This window comes from Leptospira bandrabouensis (genome assembly GCF_004770905.1).
Lineage (GTDB): Bacteria > Spirochaetota > Leptospiria > Leptospirales > Leptospiraceae > Leptospira_A > Leptospira_A bandrabouensis.
Map to the genome: position 1 here is coordinate 17,210 of NZ_RQHT01000014.1, position 23,665 is coordinate 40,874.

A 23,665-nucleotide genomic window follows, 5' to 3' on the forward strand; every position below is an offset into this window, starting at 1 on the left:
AAAAAGACCAACACTAGTTGGTCTTTTTTCTTATTGGTGGATCGAATCTTAAACTAACGATTCAATCGAATGATCATGTTTAATTTTTCTGCAATGGCTATAACTTCCATCACCTTCGATTTTTCGATAATGATTCCTGTTGGGCTCACTTCTTCCAAAACAAATTTTTTGCCTTTGATTTGACCCAAAAGAAGTTCCATCACCTGAGAATCTTTGGTTCTAAGGAGAACGGAGTCTTCTGTAATGGTAACGATAGGAAGGTTATTACCCCAATCATCCAATAAGAAGAGTAAGTTCTGTGCAAGTTCTGCTTTCGATGATTCTCTTAAAAAATGAATGAACGTTTCTTTATCATAACCAAGCAAAATCCCCAATTGGAAACTATCTTTAGTTAGTAAAAAAGTATAAACTCTATCGTAATCTTTTAACTCACAGAAAGCTTTTAATAAATGAATTCCATGTAAAGAAACTCGATCAGGGAAAGCAATGATCGAGAAGTCAGGGTTGATGGTAATTCCACCTTTTTCAGTCACCGTAACCAGAGGTTCGTGGTTGAAATAGTGGGCACCAAGCTCGGAAAGGCTAAGGTTTCTTTGTGGATATTCTACTTCAATAAGACCAAAGAGTTGTAAGTAAAAGATAGCAGAAATGATTTCTTTACGTAAGTCTGCTAAATCCTCTTCATAAGTTTTGATCTGAAATGTTGGTGAAAAAACCAAATGGTCACGAATGATATGAGAAAAAATCACTGAACTGTTGATCTTTCCATGTGCCATTATGAGTTTTACAGTTTTATCCAAAATTCCTTTTTCGTAGAACGGAACTTCGGTGGCAGTAAATACTTCTGCTGGATTGAGACGACGAGTCCTTGCTTCATTCACTTCATGAATCACGAGCTTCATGATTTCAAAGATGTCTTTCTTTAGAAATTCATCAGTTTCTTGAATGAGAATTACGTTTTCACCTTTGATATCCACATATCCTAAAAGTTTTAAGATAGGAAGGATCAGTTCAATTTGATACACCTGACTTTTTTCAGGAAAAATTTCTATATCAGGAGATAAAAGTTCCGTTTCCGTTCTTTTGTGATCTGCTTGTTTGATTTTTCCAGATTTTGCAAGGTTCAAACCCTTACGTGAAATATACGAAATGAGTTTTTTTACGTTTAAGAAAAAATCGAGACCATTGGCAGAAATTTTTTCCTGACGAACGCGGGTTCCTTTTTTTACAGGAGGTAAAATAGGAGAAAACTGCAAAAACTCCAAAATTTCTTTCGGGATCACAATGACCCGAATGAATTTATCTTCTACATAATATAAATCACGAACTAAATAAAGAGATGTAAGATGTGGGATAGTTTGTTCAAACCTACCACGATTCACCGTGATGTAATTACGAATGGTATTTGCTTCAATGACACCACCGTGAATATATATTTGGTGAAGGACATCTTTATCAAAATCAGAAAGGCCATCGATTAACTTTTGAAGGAACTCTTGTTCGAGAGCATTCTTTAAAAATGTTTCAATGTGTTCGCCTTTTTTGGCACCAACAGCTTCTTTCCATTCTTCTGGAAGTTCTGCTAGTGTTGCTTTGTGTAAGGCCTTCTCAATAGAGAATTTAAACTTTTCACCCTTAGGATTTGTTTCTACTTTGATGAGTTTTAAGTATTCATCATAAGTATGATATTTATCTAAATTGTTAGTAAGACGTTCGCGGTTCTTTCTTTGGTAAAGAAGGTAGTACTTTCTAAGTACGTTCAGTTCCATCTCCACGTTAATGGGAGGGATGTTGACCTTTCTAGAAATTTCACCGAGTGTCATAACCCCTTTGTTCTTTAAAATGGAGGTCAGAATGTTGACTTGGAGGGGTGTGAACTTTTCCAGAATCCCTTTTAGGTAAAATTCGTTCTGGAAAATCTCCATGAGGCCCAAAATAGTCGATTTTTTGTCCTTTCCTGGGATCTTTTGGATGTTCCAAAGGCTTGCGATTTTTTTGATCTCGTTGAGATCGAGTTTCTCTAACTCTTGGTACAGGACAGTTTCTTGGCTCATGGTTGCGATTTGATAAGTTTTTGATTGAGACCTATTCCTGCAACTCTATTTCAATTGCAGGATCGAAGGGGATTTTCTCGTTTCCAATCCCGATTTAGGTCTCAAACTAGGACGTATGGATTCTCTTTCTGAAATCGTTTCTTTCGGCTGGCAATCGAGCCTACGAGTCGCCCATTCCAGTTTTGTGTTCACTTCTAGGGCGATTGGGATTTTGGCCCAACTTGCCAAAGGAAACCCCAACCATAGAGAAATCGCCATTACCCTCCGAGAGGCATTTTCTGACCTGGGAGCCACCTATATCAAACTGGGGCAATTCATTGCAAGTGCCCCTTCCTTGTTTCCCAAAGAGTACGTAGAGGAAATGCAGGTTTGTTTGGATTCAGTGCGGCCCGTTGCATTTCGGGACATTCGATCCTCCGTTGAACGAGAATTGGGTGGTAAACTCGAAACTTTGTTCCATAGTTTTGATGAAACCCCTCTGGCTTCTGCATCCATTGCTCAAGTCCATGCGGCTGTCACAAAGGAAGGTTTGGATGTAGTAGTAAAAGTCCAAAGACCTGACGTTCACCTAACGCTAAAAACTGATATGCAGATTTTGAAAATCCTTACAAAGATTTTAGAAATCATTGCTCCTGAATTTAAAAAATCAGGACTTACAGCTATGTTTGAAGAATTTCAAACATCCATCTTACAGGAAATAGATTTTATACAAGAAGCAAAAAATATTGAAGAGTTTGAAGATTACCTTTTGCGAGTGAAAGAATCTAGAGCGAGAGTTCCCAGAGTATACCACACCCTATCCACAAAGAAAGTTTTGACTATGGAAAGATTTTATGGAGTGCCTATCACCGATGAAGTCGGCCTTCGTAAGTTCACAAACAATCCAAGAAAAATTTTAAGTGATGCCTTAGAAATTTGGTTTTCTTCTCTATCCAACCAAGGTTTTTTTCATGCCGATGTTCACGCTGGAAATCTTATGATTTTAAAAGATGGAACCATTGGATTTATCGATTTTGGAATCGTGGGAAGAATTTCTCCTAAAATTTGGAAAGGTCTTATGTTATTTACCCAAGGAATTGGCATCGGCGAACCTACGTTAGTGGCAAAAGGATTAGTAGAAATGGATTCTACTGATAGCGGAGTGAATCCTACTGTACTCGCAAAAGAATTAGATTCTGTTTTTAATGAATTAGAATCAGTTTATGTTCATTTGACCGATAATGAGATATTTGACGAATCCAGGGTAAATCGAATTATGTACGAGATGAAGGAAATTGCCGAAAAAAATGGACTAAAAATCCCAAGAGAATTTGCTCTTCTCATGAAACAAATGTTATACTTTGATAGATATGTGAAGTCGATTGCACCAGAAATCAATTTATTCCGTGACACACAAAAATTTGCAATCTCATAAGCCAAAGATAATGACAATACAAGATTTAAAAATTGGAGAAACAGCAGCGATTGTTTCCTTAGATTCCAGACAACTGCCAAGACCAATGTTAACCGAGTTATTAGAACTGGGTTTTTTCCCCGGTGCAGAAATCACACTCAAAGGAAAATCATCACTACTCGGTAAAATGATTTGTGATCTTAACGGAACCACAATAGCCTTACGAATCCAAGATGGAAAAGCCATAGAGATTAAATTAAAACAATCATGAAAGAAAATCGAATTTATTTAGTTGGAAATCCTAATTGTGGGAAATCAACTTTATTCAACCAACTTACAGGCCTAAAACAAAAAACAGGAAACTTCAGTGGAGTTACCGTCGAAAAAAGAGAAGGAACTCTAAATCTAGATAACGTTGACTGGACTATCACCGACTTACCAGGCACATACGGTCTTGGGGGAGTTGCGGAAGATAAAAAAATTGCTTACGAAGTATTACTTTCAAGAAAACCAGAAGAACAAGTAATTTATGTTTTAGATGCTCTGAATTTAGAACGGGGACTTCAGTTTTTACTACAAATTATTGATATGGGTGTTCCAACACTTGTAGTTTTGACTATGAAAGATGTGTTGGAGAAAAAAAGAATTCAATTGGATTTAGAAAATTTAAAAAAATCCATTGGACTTCAATTTGTTTTGGTCAATGCAAAATCTGGTGAAGGGATTGAAAATTTAAAAGAGATTCTAAAAAATCCAAATAGTTTTCAGAAACGCCCTCGATTATGGACTTGGGGATCAAAAGAAGAAACTTTTTTGTCTACCGCAAAACAAAAGCTAGGTATTAATACAAATGAAGCAGAATTCTTTTTATCACAATCGCTCAAGTTTATCAATAAAGATCCTCACTTAAGTGACAAACGTTATTTCACAAAGTTTCCAGAAGAAACACAAAACTGGTTACAATCCACTGTAGAGGGAAAAGGTTTTCATTTTTACTACGAAGAAGAAATGATCCATCGCTCCTTTTTTATTAAAAAAGTTTTGGCAAGTGTAATCACCTACCCAAAATCCATTCCCGGCAGTTGGGAAGAAAAATTAGATCGTCTTTTATTACACCCAATCCTTGGTTTTCTTTGTTTTTTCCTTTTGATGGGACTTCTATTTCAAAGTTTATTTAGTTTTGCAGAACTTCCTATGGATTTAATTGAATCTGGGATCACAAACTTACAATCATTTGTTGAAAGTTTCCTAGATGATGGACTTTTAAAATCTTTAATTTCAGAAGGGATCATTGGTGGTGTAGGAAGTGTTATCGTATTTATTCCTCAGATTGCACTTTTATTCCTATTCATAGGGATTTTAGAAGAATCTGGTTATTTAGCACGCGCTAGTTTCTTAATGGACCGAATAATGGGAAAATTTGGATTATCTGGAAAGTCTTTTATTCCTTTACTTTCATCTGCCGCTTGTGCCGTTCCAGCGATTCTTGGAACAAGAACCATAGAAAACAAATCAGACCGTTTTACAACGATTATGGTATCACCTCTCATTATGTGTTCAGCAAGGTATCCTGTTTACATTTTAATTGTGGGAACTGTTTTTAGTTTTCCCCCTGTGTTTGGAATATTTAATATCCAAGGGTTTGTTCTTTTCTCTATGTTTTCTCTTGGTATGATTGTTAGTTTTGGGTTTGCCCTTCTTTTCCGAAAAACTGTCTTTAAAGAAGATGCCTCTTATTTTGTTATGGAACTTCCCAGATACAATCTTCCTTCTGCGAGAAGTTTATTTCATACAGTATATGCAAAGGTAAAATCATTTTTATCAACCGCAGGGCAGATCATATTGTACATTTCTGTTTTACTTTGGTTTTTAAGTCACTTCCCCGCTGAATACAAAAATAACGAATGGAAAACAAGTCCCATTGAAACATCTTATATAGGTACCATTGGTAAGGGAATGGAACCGGCAATCCAACCGCTCGGTTTCGATTGGAAAATTGGGATCTCCATTTTAACATCTTTTGCAGCAAGAGAAGTAATGGTTTCCACCTTAGCTGTGCTATATGGTTCTGAAGAAAACGAAGAAGGGGAATCCCTCCGATCTATGCTTCGTACAGAAACAAAGGCCGATGGAAGCCTCGTTTGGACACCTCTTTCTGGACTTTCACTCCTTGTATTTTTTGCCTTTGCCAGTCAATGTATATCCACACTCGCTGTGACAAAAAAAGAAACAGGAACCATTTTTTGGCCGATTGTACAATTTTTATATATGACAACACTTGCCATTGGTTCCTCCTTTCTCATTTTCCAATTAGGAAAAATTTTAGGATTTTCTTAAATTGCCGACAATGATCTAAAGAAGGGAACACTTGGATTTTAAAATTGGATCAAAAACTCTTACAAGAAAATCAGAACCGTATTTAGTTGCTGAAATTGGACTAAACCATAATTCTGATTTGGAAATTGGTAAACGAACAATCGCAAAAGCAAAAGAATCTGGGGCACACGCTGTCAAATTCCAAACCTATAGGACAGAAGAGTTCATTGACTCTACAAACCCTGATGTAAAATTTCTTTTTGATATCTTCAAACAATACGAATTAAACGAATCGCAACATAAGGAATTCCAAAAAACTGCCTTAGACTTAGGACTTGATTTTTTTTCTACCCCACTTTGTGAATCCGCTGTTGATTTGTTATGTGGATTAAATGTTCCTGTATTAAAAATCGCTTCTGGCGATATAGTTAATTTGCCTTTATTAAAAAAATCAATCCAATCAGGGAAACCTTTGATTGTTTCCACTGGTGCAGCATTGCCTGAAGAAATAACAAGAGCCATTTCTCTTTTTCAAACCAACCAAACAGAGGTTTGTTTACTTCATTGCGTTTCAATGTATCCCACACCACTCAATAAGGTAAATCTTAGATCCATTCCCTATTATTTAGATACAACAGACTATGTTGTGGGTTTTAGTGACCATTCGGATGGAACCTTGGCATCTTCCGTAGCCTGCGGTTTGGGTGCCGTGGTTTTTGAAAAACATTTTACCTTAGATCGAAATTTAGAAGGCCCCGATCATGGAATTTCCATGGATCCAATGACGTTTTCAAAATTGGCAAATGACTTAAAACTAAGTTTTGAAATGGGTGGGGTGTATGGAAAAAACACACATCCTGAAGAAACCGGTGGTTGGTTCTACGGAAGAAGATCCTTATATAAAAAAGGAAATTCCGTTCTTAGTTTAAGACCGGCTTTACATACAAAAGATCAAAATGTTTTAAATTCCTGGGAGTTAGACCGCGTGGGAGATCCTTCCCTTTTACAAGAAGGACCGATTCGATTGGCACCTAGGTCTAAGTAGGCGCCAAGTTAAATTACATTTTCTGAATGATTTGTTCTAGAAGTGATTTTAGAAAAATTGGATTTGGAGTTCCACTTTCAATTTTTCTATCGTTCACATAAAGAGAAGGAGTCGATTGGATATTTAGCTTTTCGGCTTCATCAATCTCTGCATTCAATTGGTTTTGTGCATCTTTAGAAGCCATACACGCTTTCAATGAATTGACATTGAGTCCAATAGAATTTGCTAAATTAACAACACTAGATCCTGAGTGAGCCACACCTTTTTCTAAGTTATCATATAAACCACGATACATCGGTTCGAACTTTCCTTGTTTGTCGGCACAAATGGCTGCAATGGCTGCAACACAAGAGGTTGCCCCTGGCCTTGGTTGTTGCATAAGACGGTTACAAGTTCCATCTAAAGGAAAATTTTTATAAACGACACGAACCATTCCATCATATTCGGAAAGAACTGTATGTAAGATATGGCTTGTATGCATACAATGCCCACAATTATAGTCTGCATATTTTACAATAGTGATAGGTGCCTCTTTTTTACCAATAAAAGGATAACCTTCCACTTTGATTCCCAGTGTTGGTTCTTGAAAATAAGCCGCAATTTTTGATTGGATTTCTGCCGAATCCATTCCTCTGGAAGTGGCCAGTGTATTGGAATTGGATCCACTTACCCACATTTTGCTTGTCGCAAATCCAAGGGAAAAAGTGAAAAAATATACAAGAGCTGCCGTTGTCATTCCATCTTTGATTGCCAAAGGGAAATTAAGGGTTGGTTTACCTTCTGTTTTCCAAAGTAAAAACAAAATTACAAGAAGTGCAATGGTAACAATGTACGTGATGAAACATAGTTGGCAAATAGTTCCGATTATACCAACAGAGATTCCCAAAAGTATAAAATCAAAAACCAGTCCTAAAACCAAAATTGGAAATAAAAGAGAAATAAAATTTGAAACTTCTTCATTCGATTTAGCTCTAGTTACCAAAAAGAAAGAATATGTAATTAATCCGTAGAAACCAAATCCAAGTAAGGCGATAGGAACATTTCCTAAAAAAGGCACCCCTGGAATCGCCGAATAAGAACTCTCTGCTACTTTTAAACAGGAGTCACCTCCACCTAACGCAGAACAGGCAGAACTAGCAACATTTTCAGTTCCAATTCCAAAATATTCAATTGCCAATAGGAAAGAGACGATGAGTCCAATGGCTCCACCAATCACTCCTGCTAATGCTAAATTCTTACGATTCATCAATTTTCATTCCTCTTCTTACTTAGAATCCTGATACTTTCTTTTAGGTCTAATTTTCCTTCATAAATGGCTTTTCCCGTGATGGCCCCAAAAAGTTTCCCATGGGAAACCTCATATAAATTCACCAAATCCTCGATAGAGGATACTCCTCCCGAAGCCACAAGTTGCAAATCAGGAAACAGTGATAACAACTCTAAATACACGGCAGTATTAGGCCCTGCCATCATTCCATCTTTCGAGATATCGGTAAAAATCACATGCCGGACTCCCATCAAATACATTTTTTTTAAAAAATCAGTGTATTTGATTCCGGAGTTAGTTTCCCAACCTTTGGTGCGAACCAATCCATCTTTGGCATCCACTCCAATCACAATGCGGTCTGGGCCGTAGGTTTTTAAACCTTGTTCTACCACTGACGGGTCTTCCACAGCCACAGTTCCTAGAATGAACCTAGACACCCCTAACCCATCATAAAACTTCATGTTCTCTAAAGAACGAATCCCACCGCCTAGCTCTAATTCTACGGAGCAGTTAGCTTTGATTTTGCGGATGGCAACTTCATTTTCTGACTTTCCCGTTTTAGCAGCGTTTAAATCCACAATATGAATCAGAGTGGCACCTTGTTCTTCAAAAACTTGGATCATTTTTTCTGGCTCAGAAGAATAAACTGTTTTTTTAGAATAATCTCCTTGGAGTAAACGGACAGCTTCGTTATCTAAAAGGTCAATGGCAGGTAATACTAACATATTAAAGTTCTATAAAATTTTTCAGGATTCCAAGACCTGTTTTATCTGATTTTTCAGGATGGAACTGAGTTCCAAATACGTTTTCTTTTTCTACTACGGCAGGAAAGGATTCTCCATAGTAATGGCAGTTAGCTGTGATATCCAACCTGTCAACACCTACTGGTCTATAAGAATGGATAAAATACATAAAGGATTCGTTCGGAATCCCTTTCAGTAATTTTGTATTTTTAGCTTTGATATCGAATAGTTTGTTCCAACCCATATGGGGAACTTTTAAGTTTTGTTTACCTTCAAACTTTCTAATTTTACCACGGATAAATCCTAAGCCAGGAATGGTGGTTCCCACTTTCGAAGTTTCATCCGAGTCTTCGAATAACACTTGGTAGCCGATACAAATCCCAAACAAAGGTTTTTTTGCCGCAACATGATCTTTTAATACAGAGGAAAATCCAGCTTCATCTAAGTTTTGCATGGCTTTATCAAAATGGCCATCCCCAGGCAGAATAATTTTATCTGCTTTTTTTACTGTTTCGATATCACTGGTGAATTGAAAATCATTCGTATAAAGGGAAACTGCTTTTAATAGGGAATGGATATTCCCCATTCCAAAATCTAAAACTGCGATCACTCCAACATTCCTTTTGTAGAAGGGATTTGATCCTTAGCCAATGTGTCGATGGCAATGGCTTGTCGTAGAGCCTTACCAAGGCCTTTAAAGATAGACTCATGAATGTGGTGGCGATTTTCACCGTAGTGAACAACCACATGTAAATTCATCTTCGCATTGAGGGCAAATTTCTGAAGAAACTCAAGGGTGAGTTCTGCATCATAAATTCCAAATTTTCCGTCCAAAGGAGGTCCAGTGTATTTAAAATAAAAACGCCCACCTAAATCCACAGCGACTGTGGTTAAAACTTCATCCATTGGCAAAGTGAAATGACCATATCGGAAAATTCCTTTTTTGTCACCTAACTGCGTGTGGATCATTTGGCCCATAAGGATGGCGGTGTCTTCCACCGAGTGGTGGCAATCGATACCAATATCTCCTCGAAGTTTTAGGTCCATATCGATGAGACCATGTTTGGAGATATGAGAGAGCATATGCTCAAAAAAAGGGATTTCTGTATCAAACTGGTAGACCCCAGTGCCTCGAACGTTGAGGTCGAGTCGGATGTCTGTCTCGGATGTCTTTCTTGATTCCACCATATTCCTAGCATGTTTGGTAGAAAACCCAGGTGTCAAGAGAGAATGTAAGGAAGTTTAATTGGCGAGGCTTAGGACCCCAGCCAAATCATACCCCACAAAGACCCAGAAAATATAAACTAAAGCGATGATCGTAAAAATAAGAATGCGTTTCCAATGTTCTTGCAAAGAAGTCCCTCTAAAGGAAGAAACAATTGAAAATCGAGTTCTTCCCAGTTTTTTTAGGGAAATCCCATTTTTTTACAGGCTGAGTATCTGCCCCTCCCTACTTCCCAAATCGTTGGTTAAACATACGCACAAGCTCAGAAATGGAATCTTCCACATATTTAAAATGTTTTGGTTTCATAGGATCCAAGGGCATCATATCATGAATTTTTTTGTAACGATCAAAAGACTCACGAATGTATTCCAAGTATTTTTGGCTTGTGATTCCATATCGTTTGAAGAGAGATTCGTTCTCTAGGAACATCCTCTTAAAGTCATCGGCATAAGTACCATCGTTTAAAAAATAGAAACGGAGATCCGTTTTAGCCTGTGAAAAAGCTATATCAATATTCGTAATGAATTTGGAAGGTTTCGCAGTATCTGTTGTTTCTAGACTCTGCGAAGACAATTTAGCGGCAGCTTGTTCGATCGCCTTTTTCTCAGAGCTACGTTTTTCTTTTTCGAATTCTTTTGCTAATTTTTCGCGTTTGAGAACCTCTTCCACAGAGGATTTCTTTTCTACAGGCATATTTTCATTATCCCCACCAAGTGAGTCTGTCAAGGAATTAGACGAAAAATTATTCTTTTGCCTTACGAAGCGCACAATTTGCTAACCATTCACAACGCAAACAAATCGGATCTTCGGTGTTATACGTAGAAGGAGGGCAAATATTTGCATCTGCCACTTGGATTCCTTGTAAATAATTTATTACCGAGTCTCTATCTTTTTTAGAATCAATCTGTTTCAAAACAGATTCGTTGATCTTTTTTTGGTCTTGAAATAGATCCTCAACAACAGCTGGTTTGGCCTTCTGTTGGATTTTGGACTCTCTTGGGGCTTCCCATTCTAACCCTGGGATGTATGGTAAACTTCCCGGTTTGATTTGTTTTTGAAAAATTTTATAGAGGATGAGAGCGGTGAGAGCACCACCCAAATGACAGGTATTGGAAATAGCTCCATTTCCCAATTGTGAAATTAAATATCCAATCACAAGGGAAACCCAAACGGCATTTTTAGCCTTCACCGGAAAAATAAATAAAAGTAATTCCGCATTGGGATAAAAAATTCCAAAAAGTGCAAGTAATCCAAATAAGGCCCCGGATGCACCGATGGTTTGAGTGGTCATGGATTCTAAAAATGGGATATTACCACCTAACATCACATTCAAATAAGCCGAAAGAACCACAAATATTCCCGCACCAATTTGCGAAGCAAAATACAAAATGGTAAATTTGGTTTTCCCAATAATGGGAATGATGTTGGAACCTAACATATACATCCCATACATATTCACCAGTAAGTGAAAAGGGATGAGATCCACCGCATGTAAAAATCCATAAGTAAAAACTTGCCAAACAGCACCACCTAACACAAAATCAGGTGTTAATCCAAATCGATAAATTAACTGTTGGTTTGCAAAATATTGCAGAAAAAAAATAAGACAATTGATGATGAGAATTACATTCAGGGGATGAAGGATGGGATTCCCAAATAAACTAGGACTCTGGCCTCGATTTCTAGACATGTAACCTCCAAGATTTAGATAGCATGGAAAGAAACAAGGGAAATAAAAAAAGGGGGAATCCTTTCGGAAAGTCCCCCCGGGAGTGATTTTAAGGTAAAATCAGGCAACAGACCTTACCTTGATTATCAATCATTTCTACCATCGGAATTCCGAGGTGGGGGCTTAATAGTTTATTAGAAAAAATTTAGGCGATTTTTGAAAGTGAATACAGAGCTTCTCTGTTCAGAATATCGATCCGGTTTTTGTCTACGGAGATGAATTCTCTGGCTTTGAGATCGGAAAGGGCACGAACCAAAGTTTCTGTTTTTGTGCCAATAAAAGTGGCAAGGACGTCACGTGTGACTTTGAGCTCCACTTGGTTCTTACGGCCTTGGGCATTGTCCAAAACAATGAGTATTTCTGCTAATTTTTCGTGGACTTGTTTGGTTCCAAGAGAAACAACATGTTCCTCCATCTCCTGCCATTCCTTTGCCATTTGTTTAAATACTTCTTTTTGAAAGTTGATATCATCTTTCACAAGTGCATCGATAAGATCCCCGGTGATGTAACATGCGTGGGTGTCTTCTACAGCAATCACGTTGTGGTGGGAAATGGAATCAGAAATACAATCCCGAAAACCAACCCAATCTCCAGGTCCACTAAGACGTAAAGTTTGTTCCTTACCACTAGCAAGTTGGACATAACTTCTTACAAGACCAGATTTAATGAAGAAAAAACCCAGAGCCTTTTCCCCAGAGGAAACAAGATGTTTCCCTCGTGGAAATACAGTGAAGTCTTTACCAGCATTGATTCTTTCTATAGTCTCATGTGCCGCACAGTGTAGGACATTGTGATTTTTATAATCACATGCAAAACAATCAGGATTGAGTGGAAGATCCGCCATTCAGCTTCGATGTAACCTCTTAAAAAATCCTTGTCGAGCCATAATTTAGAAACCTTCTAAATTTTTTATTTGCCGGTAAACTTGGGATCCCGCTTTTCTAAGATACTTTTGATTGTCTCTTTAAAGTCGTCCGAAATAAAGTTCCGCGCCTGGGATTCTGCTTCTTTTTTTAGGGCGGAGTCCAAGTGTTTCCAGGAGTATAAATTCTTCTTTAATTCTTGTAAGGCGAGTGGTGCAGCCTTAGACAAGGATAATGCTAACTCCATAGCGCGTGTATATACTTCTGTTTTGGGAACACTATCTACAGCAAGGCCACAAGTTTTAGCAAACTTACCATCAAAGGTTTCCCCGGTGAGTAATAACCTTCCTCCCAAACTTTTTCCAAGGAGCTCTGGCGATAGAAAACTTGAACCCATACCAGGATGGATTCCTAGTCTCACAAAATTAAAAGAATACTTTCCTTCCTCAGCAAAAATTCGCAAATCACATCCAAAGGTTAAGGAAAGACCTGCACCTATTGCATGCCCATTGACAGCGGCAATCACAGGAACTGGTAACTTACGGACCGATAAAAAGAAACCGTAGAATTTCCTCATATCACGTCTGTTTTGCGAGAAAGTTTTTTCAGAAAAAGATCTTAATAAATTTAAATCGCCACCTGCGCAAAATACATCGTTACGACCAGAAATGATTACGGCCCGAGGTAAGACTTTTTCTTTTTTAATGGAATGAATAAGGTCGGCAAACTCTTCCCCCATTTTCCATGTCATGGAATTGCGGGAACTAGGATTGTTTAGGAAGATGGAAACAATCTTTCCATCTTCTGTTTCACGGGATTCAACTTCTAGGAATTCATACTCTTTGGATTCAAATCGCGATTTCATCTATCTGAAAGGATTCGTACCAGGCTTTATCTTGTAAAGATAAAGGTTTTTTTCCGATCTCCATATTTTCAAAGTAGTTGAGTAGAATTTCTAGGTGTTGGGTCTCTAAATTCTCTTTTGGTAGCGCAGAATCGATTCCTTTGCTTACCAAAACTTCTGCTCTAATTTTATCTTTATAATGGTCCGGTTTTCCGCTAAAAATCAAATGGGCAGAGATAAGGTCAAAACGGATGGTATCAACAATTCGTCGTAAAGAGTCTTCTGACTCTAAAAAATAACGAGAAGCCACTTCGGTTTGGAAATAATCACCCCAAGTGATGAGATCAGGCAAAGATCCTGTTCGTTCCAAAATTTTCTTTTGGCTTTCCTCATCCGTATACAAACAACCAGCAAATCGTTCCACAAGTGAATGTAATTCGGTTAGGATGGCTAATTTCTCCGGACTGAGTAGCCCTTGGCGGATCATTGGCAAAAGTTCAGGATTGACTTGTTTTGGGAGAGTTAGTTCCATATACTTCCCATTTCGGCGAATTCTGTCGTTTCCTTGCATATTTTCCTTGTGAGAAAATCGATTTTGACCCTTAGAAAATCGATAATTTTAGTATGGCAATTGGCAGAACCGATTCGATGCAAGAACTCATAACGATTCTAGAATCGTTATTTGAAGAAACCATCATTGGATCCGATGTCAATATCGTAAAACATCTCTTTTATTATCTAAAGGCCGATAACAGAGAATTTGAATTTATCTATGAAGAAGAAATTCTTGTCGCTGCTGTCGAAGAAATTGAATCTCATACAGTCACCCTCATGATTCCCGATCTTGTGGAACAAGGTTCCAGACGAGCAAGGGTTCGTTTTGAAGTGATGAACATCAACTACCAATTTGAGGTAGTGATCCTGGATATCCAAAAAGATAAAACTGTGATCAAAACTCCTACGGAGTTACAATCCTACCAACTCAGAACCAATAAACGGATTCCTGTAGATGATTTGTTTATGAACTTTATCATTCTGTTTAGAAGTTTAACTGGTGGTTCAAGAGAGGTGGGAAAAAACCTATACGCAGAAAGTCGATTCCCTCACCTAATGAAAGAAGTACGAAAGGACAGGCCCGATAGTAAACTCATCAATGTGATGTTAACTGAAGCAATCGAACGAATTTCCAAAGACTATGAAATTCATTTTTTTCAACCAGATGAAAAACTTAACGAGTATGATGACTTCATTAAAAAAACCATTCTAAGGACTGGAAAAACAATTTATATTCCTGATTGTAATCGAATCACTTCTTATATCAATGATCCAGGTGATGATGTTCTTTTTAATTATTTTAATGAACATAAAGAAATGACGAAGGAATTCGGAGAAGAATTCGCTTTGGATTTTTTTGAATCTATGCGTAAACATGAGTCGCGTAATTTTTACGTTTCTTATGTAATTACACCCATACGATTGTATGAAGATATTGTTGGCTATATCAAAGTACATTCCACGGCGATGGAAAGATTTACCATCTCTCATAACCAAGCTGTATATGTTTTCGAACTAGCAGAAATTATAAGTTATGTATTTACAAAAATTGCCATTCAACACGGGAGTTATGAAACCATGCAATCCACAACAAAAGTTGTGGATATTTCTCTCGACGGGCTTCTCTTTGAAATTTATGACAAACGTCTGTTTCAATATTTGAAACGCCACAATATCATCAAAATGTTTATCCCTTTAAGTAAGGAACGAACTATGATCATCCGAGGTGAGATCATTCGATTTTTAGATAAAGGAGACCATTACCACCTTGGGGTAAACTATTTTAGTTCAGCCCCAGATGATATGTTGTATTTGGAATCGTATTTATTTGAAAAGAGTATGAAAATTTTGTCAGAATGATCCTGACTGTTTTTCAGCAAGTCGAATTGCATTCAAAAGATCTTCTGACAAAGTGGTTTCGCCCGTATAATAAAGACGTAACAACTTTCCATGTTCAATTAATTTATTACGATAATCCGTTTCTTTAACAGAACCCCGAGTTTCTTTCCATTTCAAATTATAGAATTCACAAGCTAGTTTATGAAGATAATAATCAGATTTTCGGAGGGAATAGGCTTTCTGTAAATATTCTTCCGAACGGTCGGACCATTCATCTCTTTTTTTACGACCATCCATCCCAGTATCGGCCATATTCGAATGTAAAAGATTTAAAAAAGAAGTTTCAAAACTATATAACCAAACTTCATAATTTTTTGGATAAAGATTACGTGCTTCTTTTGCCACCAAAGGCATCAGATCCAATTGTTTTTTGTTTTCTTTTCCTTCTATTTTAAAATAGAAAGTTAAAAACCGCAAATAATCGACTAGGAATAAAAGTCTCTCTTGGGAATTCGAAAATCGTTCTCTATTTTTCCAAGCCATTGAGTATTCAAACGCCGTTGATACATATCCTTCCCCATCTTTCCAGTGAGCTTTCCCAAGCGCATAATGGGAATCAGGTGACCCCGGATCGAGAGAAACTGAATGTTTATACATTCTAAGGGCTTCTTCCATTTGCCCTTTGGCAAAATAATGGTCACCTTTCTTTTTGGCCATAAAGGCTTCATCGTATTTTGTGGTATCAAGTAACCTTGCGGCTGTTACAGGGCGATCTTCAATGAGTCGCAAATACCCTTCCCCGCGGACTTGCCATCCAAAAAAAGTAGTTTGATAAACAGATTTCACCGTGATCATTCCCACAATGTTACCATCACGAAATGTTTTGTGGTCTTGGTTCTTTTCTAATAAATACAAAGTTTGACCCACACGAATTCCTTTTGGGTCAGCCACTTTGATTGTCACAGTATCTGGTCTTGTGTCTACTTCCAATTCTTGAGAAAGTGTATCCACTTCATAATAACTGGCTTTTTCAATTCCCACAACCTCTCCCACAACAATCATCCGAAGTGGGTCAAGCGACGCCTGGCTACGAAATGCAAAGGCCAACCGATCGGAAGACGATTGGGCAAAAGTTGCTGTAACAAACAAAATACAGAGGAGGAAGGAACGAAACATCTGGTTTAAAGATCGGCCAAAAGAGAATCTTTAGGTGTAGAAAAATAGTAATCCCCACAGGTCCCGTGGGGATTTTTTTAAAAATTACCGAGGTCGAAATTCCAATCGGAATTTTCCAGCCCCTACTTGTTCCTTCGTATAGAGGATTTTCCTGTGAACTCCGTTAATATAATCATCCACTAAGTTCCCGTAAAAAGGACTAGCAAGGTTTCCGCTATTCCCGATGGGAAGTTGTGTGACAGACTCTTCGAAACGGCCATAATCAATCACCCGCCTTTTGGATGGACCTGCAAACGCAGTCCAATCTTCTTTCATCAGTTTGTATTTTAAATTATTAACCACTTCGGCACCACCAGCAGAAGGAAGCGGACCAATATCAAAAATACCACCTATCACTGGCAATACGCCAAGCGGATGTGGGTGTTTGATTTTGTATAAGTTTTTCCAAGTCCAAAGGCTTGGCGATGCTGAGAGATGTGCCTCTAAATATCTGCCAGTTTCCTCAATCGATCTTTTGAGAATGTCTTCTCTTGATTCGATGATCCCTTCGGTTCTTAAGTCATCCCAATAAGGAGAACTTGGATTCCTAATAAATCGGCGATAAGCATTCCAGTATTCTGCCATATCTCCATATAACTCAAAATTGGCGGGACCCATCTCATCAATTAACAATTCCCGAAGAGTGATATAAAAGAATACATCGTAAACAGCCGCACCTTGGGATTCGGGAAAATGTTCAAAATTCCATTTTTTCAAAATCCCTAGAACCTTTTTCCCGTTGGGAGTTTTTGTTTCTTTTACCGTAGACAAAATAAGTTCTAAATACTCTGGTGCAAAGGAAGAAACGGTATCATTTTGGATTGCCGCAAGGTCTTCCAAACTCCACTTCTCTTTTGTTTCCAAAATACCAACTAACCTTTGAAAACGATCAGGTGGTTGCCAATTTCCTTCTGGTTTTCCAAGTCCCGGAAGTGGTTTACTTGTCACTTGGTTGTTTGCTGTGACGATGATTCCATTTTTTGGATTGATGATCTTTGGATTGTCTTTTACCGAAACATAAGCAACCACATCATTTTCACCAGTAGAACCCTCTAAAATTTTACGAGAATTTCCCGATTTTAGGATTGGAAATCTTCCCACTGCATAATAGGCAATGTTCCCATTTTTATCCGCATAACTAAAATTAAGTCCCGGTGCTCCAATCATAGAAGAAGCTGAATCAAGTTCGGTGAACGATTTGGATTTCCCCATTTGGAAAAGAACATCAAGCAGCGGATTTGGTAAATGGTGGTGAGCCCAATACAAACTTACAGGTCTTCCCTTAAATCCTTTGATATGTTCTGTTATGAGAGGACCGTGGTTTGTAATCCCAACTTCAAATGGAATTTCGGATCCATCTTTTTTACGGATGGGATCACGATAATATGTTAAATCTTTCCAGGTATTTCCCGTTTTGAATTTCCCACCTTCAACGGTTTCCAAATACAAGTTAACATCATCCTGTTCCAACATGGTAAGTCCCCATGCCTTATCTCTATTATGTGCAATGAGAGGGAAAGGAATGATCGAAAGGAAATAACCATAATTTTCATATCCTGGATATTCAATATAAGCTTCATACCAAGCCCCTGGATTGGAAAGAGCAATGTGCGGATCGTTTGCAAGAACTGCCCCACCACTCTCAGAACGACTAGGTGCCACAAGCCAAGAGTTACTACCTTCTAGTGGCTCAATCGGAAGTTGCAATTGGTCCACAAAAGATACTAGTTGTTTTAGACCAAAAACCTCTTTTCCGTTTGAATGGTCTTTGGTTTCTGGTGGAAAGGAATAACTTTGGTTTGTAACTCGATTGAAACTTGAGTTTTGGATTTGTTTAGAATCTATTTTTTGAAAATTGTTTTTATCCGCTAACCTTTGTACACCCGGTTGTGTTTCCAAAATGGTTGCATTTGTTTCAAAATCATACCGCGGGAAAAGTTCATTTGCAGACCTAGCCTTTAATTCCGACTCCATAATGGTGTACAAACTGTCCGATTTGATTCCTTCTGCAAAAGAAAAACCCATATAAAATAGGAAGGAAATGGCATCTACCCGATCAAATGGCTTCGGTTTGATTCCAAGAATGGTATATTCAATTGGCAAATTGTCTTCGGAGAGAAAATGATTTACCCCATCCAAAAACCAATCCAATTGGTTCCATGCTTCAGGATAAATATGTTCCTTCTGGTTTACATATTCTTCCGCTGTTTTTTTCAAAAGAAGAGATTTCAAAAACTGATCGGTAGGAATGAGTTTATCACCAAAAATTTCAGTGAGTTCTCCTTTCCCAATCCGCCTTTGTAATTCCATCTGAAAAATGCGATCCTGTGCCATTGTATAACCTAATGCAAAATAGGCGGACTTGGCATCTCCTCCCACAATATGAGGTATTCCTGCTTCATCTCGGATCACAGTCACGGCCGTTGTCAGTTTATCAGAAACAATTTCTCCGCTGTAACGAGGTGCTTTTAAGGATACAAGTCCCCAAAACAAAAAGTGTAAGGTGACAGGTAGAGTGAGAATGAAAAGTAGAAAGAGACTTAAAAAAGGTCTCTTTCTGATGAATTTTTTAGTTTTATCTAACATAGGTTATTGTAGTGCTTTGATTTGACGAATGCGATTTTGTTTGTCTGCTGAATCCCAAGCTGCATTCGAGAAGGATTCCACTTTATAATATTTTGTTTTGTACTCATCTTTATAAGGAACAACAAGCTCACGATCAGGTTCTGTTGTTTTTGCCGCTTGGATTTTTCTGAGCCCTTCTGCCCCTTGGTTGAACCATTCAGGATCAATGGGTAAGTTGACTCGGTGTCCACGAAAAGATGTCGCCAAATACGGACCATCTAAGTCTTTATCACGAAGGATTTTCCCGAAAAAAGTAAATTCCACTTCGTTCGAACCAGAAACCAAATCTCCATCGTACACGGCATAGGCGATATATTCCCCATTCTTTTCGTCTTTTAAATTTGCTTCTAAATGGTATTTTCCTTTTCGATAAACATTCACCACTGCACGAACAATGAGGGATCCGTCTTGTAAAGAGTCAGAAAAAACTCCATTAAATTCAGCTGGAATGGAAGGACTAGAAAAGAAACTAGATGTAAGAGTTGTTTTAAGATTTTCTGGTCCGTAAGTAATTTCTGCAACAAGAGACATTTGTCCCCAATCACCTTTCTGTGGTTTCCAAGAGAATGTAAAAATATTATCTCCTCTAGTTTGGTCCCCATCGGTTCCGTTGTCATTCACAGAGGCACTGACTACGCCGTATCTTTGCCCTTCCCATTCTTTAAAAACTTGATGAGAATCAATGGATACCTTTACTCGATTCCTTGCTTTGTCACGACATTCTAATGTTACATACATCATGTCTTTGTTTCCAATGACTGCCCAAGTTTTTGGTTGGAATAAACATACATAACCTGTTGGTTCGTTCGTTTTTGGATCGATGGAATAATCGGGAGAAGTTTCAATAATGAATGGGAAAGCCAAATCATGATTGAGGATGGACATTGGTCTTGAGAAAGGTGGGTATTCAGCCCATTCTAAATACTTTTCTAAAATATATTCAGGAGTGGCACCATCGTCTGGAACGCCGCTTGATCCATCCGATCCACTTCCAGAACTATCATCATTTTGCGTTGGATCAGAGTTACTTGCCATCCTTTCTTGTCTGGCTTTCTCTCTAGCATCTTGATCCGATCCAACATTATCCTTAAATAAAAAGAAGATAAGGCCAATCACGACCAATATAACAACTGCTAGATACACACCGTATCTACGAATTAAATCCATACGCTCCCATCCTTTTGTTTTATAAAACGGATAAGAGCCTTGTCGGTTTTAAAACTATGTAAAGTAAAATTTAGATAGAAAGAAGACTCGCTACAGTTTCAGTAATCAGACTTTGTGTTGGTACGGGCATCGATTTCCATTCTTCGTAATACCGGTACACTGATCGCGAATACTCTGGAATGCCTCCAAATCGTTTATAACCTCCAAGCCCTGCATTATAAGATAATAAGGCAGCCTCCAAGGAATCAGTGCGTTCCATTAAATAATTCAAATAAAGAACACCAATGTACAAATTAATTTCAGGTTCATACAAATTCTTAGCAGAAGAAAAAGGAATTCCTTCTTTTTCAGCCAACCACTTGGCTGTTGCCGGCATTACTTGCATGAGTCCAAGTGCGCCTTTATGTGACTTCGCTCTTTTATGGAACTGCGATTCGGTCTGCACAAGGCCTACCAAAAATCCCAATTTGTCATAACGTTCCATTTTGTTACCTACGGGAAACCTCAGGTTAAGGGCAGCATTTTCCATCGCAGAAACCAATTCTCGCCTTTCCTTAGGAGTAAGGTTTGGTCTGTGTTTGGCAATATAGACTTCCAATTTCCATTTGGAAGATTCATTACGAACAGAAAGACCGGCAGAGCTGATCTTTCCATAGGATTCTGTGAGGAAAATAACCAAAAGTAGGCCAGTTCCTAAAATTTGAGTGATTGTGTTTCGTTTTCGCATGGGGTCCTCATTTTCAGACTTTCAATTGTGCATCGCACAATAAGTCCATGATTTTCGAGACTGTCCTGTTGGCAAGGGGAATTTTGTGCGTCGCACTATAGGATTTCTCCCGGGATAACGAAATGCTTGCCGAAAGTCAAATCTCAGGGATTTCTGGATTGGCTTGGCTCCCTTACTGAATCTATACAGTTTTTTTTATTTTGGGCTCTGTTTGGTGAGCGGGATTGCCTTTGTCTACTTTATGTCCCGAAAGGAGGATTTAACCCCTACTTTCCGAGGCCTTCTCATTCCCCTTATCTGTCTTTTTTTCTGGTCGGTGGCTTGGTCGATTTGCAATTCCTTTGTTGCCCCTTGGACCGCTTACGTTTTTGTTTTTTTGAAAAATCCCGTCATTTTGATTTTGGGTGTTGCCTCTTCCCATTTAGCCTTTGGATTTCAGGAAAATAGTTTTCCGCGTTGGAAACAATGGAGCCTTCGCGTACACATCACACTTGCCGTCCTTGCGATTTTTGCCAACGGAACCGGTTTTTTTTTCCGTGAAGTACATTTTGATCCCAAAATGGAATTCTATGTTCCAGACCAACAATCCACCTCTCTGATAGTCCAACTTTCCATCCTTTCCATTGCAGGTACTATGTTTTTGGTTCTTGGAAATACGATTGTTGTACTTTTTGCTAAATACTTAAAGTTTCAAGGTTTACAAAAAAGAAATACAGGAGGATTTCTTTTAGCCATCCTAGGGATTCTTTCTTTGGCATTAGCTGATATCCTTGTGGATCTAAATTATTTCAGCAAACCAACCTTTCTTTTTTTACTAACTAACCTAACAATCATTATCATGACGATTCTTATTTTGGTTTCACTAAACCAAGAAACAATACCTTCCACGGTTGGATTTAAAATCATGACTTTCAATTTAACCATTTTGTATTTGATCCTTTCCATCGTTGCTAATTTTTTATTCAACAGGTTTCGTGTGGATTTTCAAAATGAAATGAGTCGAGAAAAACATAGCATTAAAACACAACTGGAACTTGGTTCGACTTATCCATTTGTATATCTTTCTGAACTAGTCATAGACATACAGAATCAAAATTTCCGCATCAATAAAGTTAACTTTACAAAAGAGAATATAAAAGAATTTAAAAAGGTTTCATCTTCTTTCGAATCATTTCAGTTACATTCATTGACAAATGAACCTAGTGGCATTTACTGGACTTCTGATTTTTACGCGAAAAACCATCATTTTTTAGTCGCAATCCCTTATATTGAATACAGAAACAAAGTACACCAAACCGTTGTTTGGCTTATCGTTACTCTCCTATTCTCTTTATTTACAATTTTTATGTTATATCCCGTATTACATAAAACAAGTATTGTATATCCATTAACCAGATTACTGGCAGGGATTAGAAAAATGCATTCAGGGGATTTGTTTGTTACTGTCAAAGTATCAAGCAGAGATGAAATTGGCGAGTTATCCAATAGTTTTAACGAAATGATTTCCATTGTTCGGGATGCAAGGCTTCAATTAGAACAAAAAATCAAAGAACGCACAGAATCTTTAAACCAAACCATCTTAGAACTAAGAGAAACCCAAGAACAACTTTTACATGCAGAACGAATGTCCACTCTAGGTAAAATTGCAGCCAGTGTAGCACATGAAATCAATAACCCACTAGCAGCTATTAAAGGAAGTATCCAATTTATCAAAGATGGGCAGGCAAATGTTGTTAGTTCAGAAAAAACAGAACTGGTCCTTTTAGCAGAACAATTTTTGGAAGAGTTTAAAACCCAAAAACGATCTGAAGTTACGTCACGGTTCAAAAGGAAAAAAGAACTCATTGCATATTTTAAATCCAAATCGATTCCCGATCCCATCTCCCTTGCTGATACTTGTTTCGATTTTAAAATTGAAACTATTCCAGAAGAATACCAAAAATTATTCGATACAGAAGAAGGAAGAAACACCTTCCAATCCAAACTCAATGAATTTGTCATTGGTTTCCATTTGGGGATTATTGAAACGGCAGTGGAACGGGCCTCAAAGATTGTATTTGCACTCAAACATCATTCCTATGCTGGTCCCAAGGAATCACAAAAACTCCTTTCTCTCAAAGAGGGGATCGATTCGGTTCTTTCCATGTATTCCACCAGTTGGAAACAGAGTATCGAAATTGATTGGAAAATCAGTGGAGATCCCGTAATTCTCGGGCATGCCGACGAACTCGTGCAAGTTTGGACCAATCTCATTTACAATGCCATCCAAGCCTGTCCCAAAGAAGGAGGGAAAATCCAAATTTTCCTCAAAGAAGAAGAAACAGAAGCAATTGTCAGCATTGAAGACAATGGGAAAGGAATCCCTGAGGAAATTCTTCCCCGAATCTTTGAGCCCTTTTTTACCACAAAAGAACTAGGAATGGGCACGGGGCTTGGGCTATCGATCGTCCAGAAAATCATCCAGAACCACAATGGAAACATCCAAGTGGAAAGTCGTCCCGGCAAAACCCTTTTTACCATCCGCATTCCCCTAGCAAAATCCTAGGAATCTGCCCTAAA

General features: G+C 38.0%; 20 protein-coding genes. 6 read left to right on the forward strand and 14 right to left on the reverse strand.

Annotated elements, in window-relative coordinates:
• Nucleotides 1–53: 53 nt before the first annotated feature.
• Nucleotides 54–2,054 (reverse strand): helicase, encoded by a 2,001-nt coding sequence (locus tag EHR07_RS07245; protein WP_135744477.1) that lies wholly within the window; start codon nt 2,052–2,054, stop codon nt 54–56.
• A 115-nt stretch (nt 2,055–2,169) separates the two neighbouring features.
• Between EHR07_RS07245 and EHR07_RS07250 the strand changes: the two genes are divergently transcribed.
• Genes EHR07_RS07250 through EHR07_RS07265 form a run of 4 tightly spaced genes read left to right on the forward strand, consistent with a single transcriptional unit; the run spans nt 2,170 to nt 6,808 of the window.
• Entirely contained in the window at nt 2,170–3,468 is a 1,299-nt protein-coding gene (locus EHR07_RS07250) for an ABC1 kinase family protein (RefSeq protein WP_135744478.1), read from the forward strand.
• 10 nt (nt 3,469–3,478) lie between these two features.
• A complete protein-coding gene (locus EHR07_RS07255; protein WP_135744479.1) occupies nt 3,479–3,718 on the forward strand; it encodes a FeoA family protein in 240 nt (79 codons plus the stop codon).
• Nucleotides 3,715–5,784, forward strand: coding sequence for a ferrous iron transport protein B (gene feoB, locus EHR07_RS07260; RefSeq protein WP_135744480.1), 2,070 nt, complete (start codon nt 3,715–3,717; stop codon nt 5,782–5,784). The genes EHR07_RS07255 and feoB overlap by 4 nt, the downstream gene beginning before the upstream one ends.
• 31 nt (nt 5,785–5,815) lie before the next feature.
• Nucleotides 5,816–6,808, forward strand: a complete 993-nt coding sequence (locus EHR07_RS07265) for an N-acetylneuraminate synthase family protein (protein WP_135744481.1) — start codon at nt 5,816–5,818, stop codon at nt 6,806–6,808.
• 13 nt (nt 6,809–6,821) lie between these two features.
• On the opposite strand, the gene EHR07_RS07270 is transcribed toward EHR07_RS07265, so the two are convergent.
• From EHR07_RS07270 to EHR07_RS07310, 9 genes are all read right to left on the reverse strand, one after another.
• The gene (locus tag EHR07_RS07270; RefSeq protein ID WP_135744482.1) at nt 6,822–8,054 is read right to left on the reverse strand and encodes a vitamin K epoxide reductase/DsbA family protein; all 1,233 of its coding nucleotides are present in this window, start codon (nt 8,052–8,054) and stop codon (nt 6,822–6,824) included.
• A complete protein-coding gene (gene hisA / locus EHR07_RS07275; RefSeq protein WP_135744483.1) occupies nt 8,054–8,800 on the reverse strand; it encodes a 1-(5-phosphoribosyl)-5-[(5-phosphoribosylamino)methylideneamino]imidazole-4-carboxamide isomerase in 747 nt (248 codons plus the stop codon). Before hisA ends, EHR07_RS07270 begins: the two co-directional genes overlap by 1 nt.
• A gap of 1 nt (nt 8,801) precedes the next feature.
• Nucleotides 8,802–9,428 carry an imidazole glycerol phosphate synthase subunit HisH gene (gene hisH / locus EHR07_RS07280; protein ID WP_135744484.1) on the reverse strand — a complete coding sequence of 209 codons (627 nt, stop codon included), beginning with the start codon at nt 9,426–9,428 and terminating at the stop codon, nt 8,802–8,804.
• Nucleotides 9,425–10,006, reverse strand: coding sequence for an imidazoleglycerol-phosphate dehydratase HisB (gene hisB / locus EHR07_RS07285; RefSeq protein ID WP_135744485.1), 582 nt, complete (start codon nt 10,004–10,006; stop codon nt 9,425–9,427). Before hisB ends, hisH begins: the two co-directional genes overlap by 4 nt.
• Nucleotides 10,007–10,268: 262 nt before the next feature.
• A complete protein-coding gene (locus EHR07_RS07290) occupies nt 10,269–10,736 on the reverse strand; it encodes an LIC11177 family protein (RefSeq protein WP_135744486.1) in 468 nt (155 codons plus the stop codon).
• A gap of 49 nt (nt 10,737–10,785) precedes the next feature.
• Complete coding sequence (locus EHR07_RS07295) at nt 10,786–11,733, reverse strand: rhomboid family intramembrane serine protease (RefSeq protein WP_135744487.1); 948 nt, start codon at nt 11,731–11,733, stop codon at nt 10,786–10,788.
• Nucleotides 11,734–11,917: 184 nt separating this feature from the next.
• Complete coding sequence (locus EHR07_RS07300) at nt 11,918–12,616, reverse strand: Crp/Fnr family transcriptional regulator (RefSeq protein ID WP_135744488.1); 699 nt, start codon at nt 12,614–12,616, stop codon at nt 11,918–11,920.
• Between the two features lie 65 nt (nt 12,617–12,681).
• Nucleotides 12,682–13,500 (reverse strand): enoyl-CoA hydratase/isomerase family protein, encoded by an 819-nt coding sequence (locus tag EHR07_RS07305; RefSeq protein ID WP_135744489.1) that lies wholly within the window; start codon nt 13,498–13,500, stop codon nt 12,682–12,684.
• Nucleotides 13,484–14,011 (reverse strand): hypothetical protein, encoded by a 528-nt coding sequence (locus EHR07_RS07310; protein ID WP_135744490.1) that lies wholly within the window; start codon nt 14,009–14,011, stop codon nt 13,484–13,486. The genes EHR07_RS07305 and EHR07_RS07310 overlap by 17 nt, the downstream gene beginning before the upstream one ends.
• Before the next feature lie 92 nt (nt 14,012–14,103).
• On the opposite strand from EHR07_RS07310, the gene EHR07_RS07315 reads away from it, so the two are divergent.
• Nucleotides 14,104–15,393 (forward strand): PilZ domain-containing protein, encoded by a 1,290-nt coding sequence (locus EHR07_RS07315; RefSeq protein ID WP_135744491.1) that lies wholly within the window; start codon nt 14,104–14,106, stop codon nt 15,391–15,393.
• Here EHR07_RS07315 and EHR07_RS07320 read toward each other — a convergent pair.
• From EHR07_RS07320 to EHR07_RS07335, 4 genes are all read right to left on the reverse strand, one after another.
• On the reverse strand, nt 15,385–16,548 hold the full coding sequence (locus EHR07_RS07320) for a tetratricopeptide repeat protein (RefSeq protein WP_135744492.1): 1,164 nt from the start codon (nt 16,546–16,548) through the stop codon (nt 15,385–15,387). The genes EHR07_RS07315 and EHR07_RS07320 overlap by 9 nt on opposite strands.
• An 84-nt stretch (nt 16,549–16,632) precedes the next feature.
• Nucleotides 16,633–19,173: a penicillin acylase family protein gene (locus EHR07_RS07325; RefSeq protein WP_135744493.1), complete on the reverse strand. Its 2,541-nt coding sequence runs from the start codon at nt 19,171–19,173 to the stop codon at nt 16,633–16,635.
• 3 nt (nt 19,174–19,176) lie between these two features.
• Nucleotides 19,177–20,379, reverse strand: a complete 1,203-nt coding sequence (locus EHR07_RS07330) for a hypothetical protein (RefSeq protein WP_135744494.1) — start codon at nt 20,377–20,379, stop codon at nt 19,177–19,179.
• Between the two features lie 70 nt (nt 20,380–20,449).
• A complete protein-coding gene (locus EHR07_RS07335) occupies nt 20,450–21,106 on the reverse strand; it encodes a lytic transglycosylase domain-containing protein (protein WP_135744495.1) in 657 nt (218 codons plus the stop codon).
• Nucleotides 21,107–21,269: 163 nt separating this feature from the next.
• Between EHR07_RS07335 and EHR07_RS07340 the strand changes: the two genes are divergently transcribed.
• Nucleotides 21,270–23,651: a HAMP domain-containing sensor histidine kinase gene (locus EHR07_RS07340; protein ID WP_135744496.1), complete on the forward strand. Its 2,382-nt coding sequence runs from the start codon at nt 21,270–21,272 to the stop codon at nt 23,649–23,651.
• The last annotated feature ends 14 nt before the right edge of the window (nt 23,652–23,665 follow it).

Bases quoted from the DNA above. Each gene is read 5' to 3' on its own strand.
- EHR07_RS07310 (WP_135744490.1), bottom strand. From the start codon at position 14,011: ATGGAACTAACTCTCCCAAAACAAGTCAATCCTGAACTTTTGCCAATG.
- EHR07_RS07290 (WP_135744486.1), bottom strand. From the start codon at position 10,736: ATGCCTGTAGAAAAGAAATCCTCTGTGGAAGAGGTTCTCAAACGCGAA.
- EHR07_RS07295 (WP_135744487.1), bottom strand. From the start codon at position 11,733: ATGTCTAGAAATCGAGGCCAGAGTCCTAGTTTATTTGGGAATCCCATC.
- EHR07_RS07255 (WP_135744479.1), top strand. From the start codon at position 3,479: ATGACAATACAAGATTTAAAAATTGGAGAAACAGCAGCGATTGTTTCC.
- EHR07_RS07300 (WP_135744488.1), bottom strand. From the start codon at position 12,616: ATGGCGGATCTTCCACTCAATCCTGATTGTTTTGCATGTGATTATAAA.
- EHR07_RS07320 (WP_135744492.1), bottom strand. From the start codon at position 16,548: ATGTTTCGTTCCTTCCTCCTCTGTATTTTGTTTGTTACAGCAACTTTT.
- EHR07_RS07325 (WP_135744493.1), bottom strand. From the start codon at position 19,173: ATGTTAGATAAAACTAAAAAATTCATCAGAAAGAGACCTTTTTTAAGT.
- hisB (WP_135744485.1), bottom strand. From the start codon at position 10,006: ATGGTGGAATCAAGAAAGACATCCGAGACAGACATCCGACTCGACCTC.
- EHR07_RS07250 (WP_135744478.1), top strand. From the start codon at position 2,170: ATGGATTCTCTTTCTGAAATCGTTTCTTTCGGCTGGCAATCGAGCCTA.
- EHR07_RS07245 (WP_135744477.1), bottom strand. From the start codon at position 2,054: ATGAGCCAAGAAACTGTCCTGTACCAAGAGTTAGAGAAACTCGATCTC.
- EHR07_RS07335 (WP_135744495.1), bottom strand. From the start codon at position 21,106: ATGCGAAAACGAAACACAATCACTCAAATTTTAGGAACTGGCCTACTT.
- EHR07_RS07270 (WP_135744482.1), bottom strand. From the start codon at position 8,054: ATGAATCGTAAGAATTTAGCATTAGCAGGAGTGATTGGTGGAGCCATT.
- feoB (WP_135744480.1), top strand. From the start codon at position 3,715: ATGAAAGAAAATCGAATTTATTTAGTTGGAAATCCTAATTGTGGGAAA.
- EHR07_RS07305 (WP_135744489.1), bottom strand. From the start codon at position 13,500: ATGAAATCGCGATTTGAATCCAAAGAGTATGAATTCCTAGAAGTTGAA.
- EHR07_RS07315 (WP_135744491.1), top strand. From the start codon at position 14,104: ATGGCAATTGGCAGAACCGATTCGATGCAAGAACTCATAACGATTCTA.
- hisA (WP_135744483.1), bottom strand. From the start codon at position 8,800: ATGTTAGTATTACCTGCCATTGACCTTTTAGATAACGAAGCTGTCCGT.
- EHR07_RS07330 (WP_135744494.1), bottom strand. From the start codon at position 20,379: ATGGATTTAATTCGTAGATACGGTGTGTATCTAGCAGTTGTTATATTG.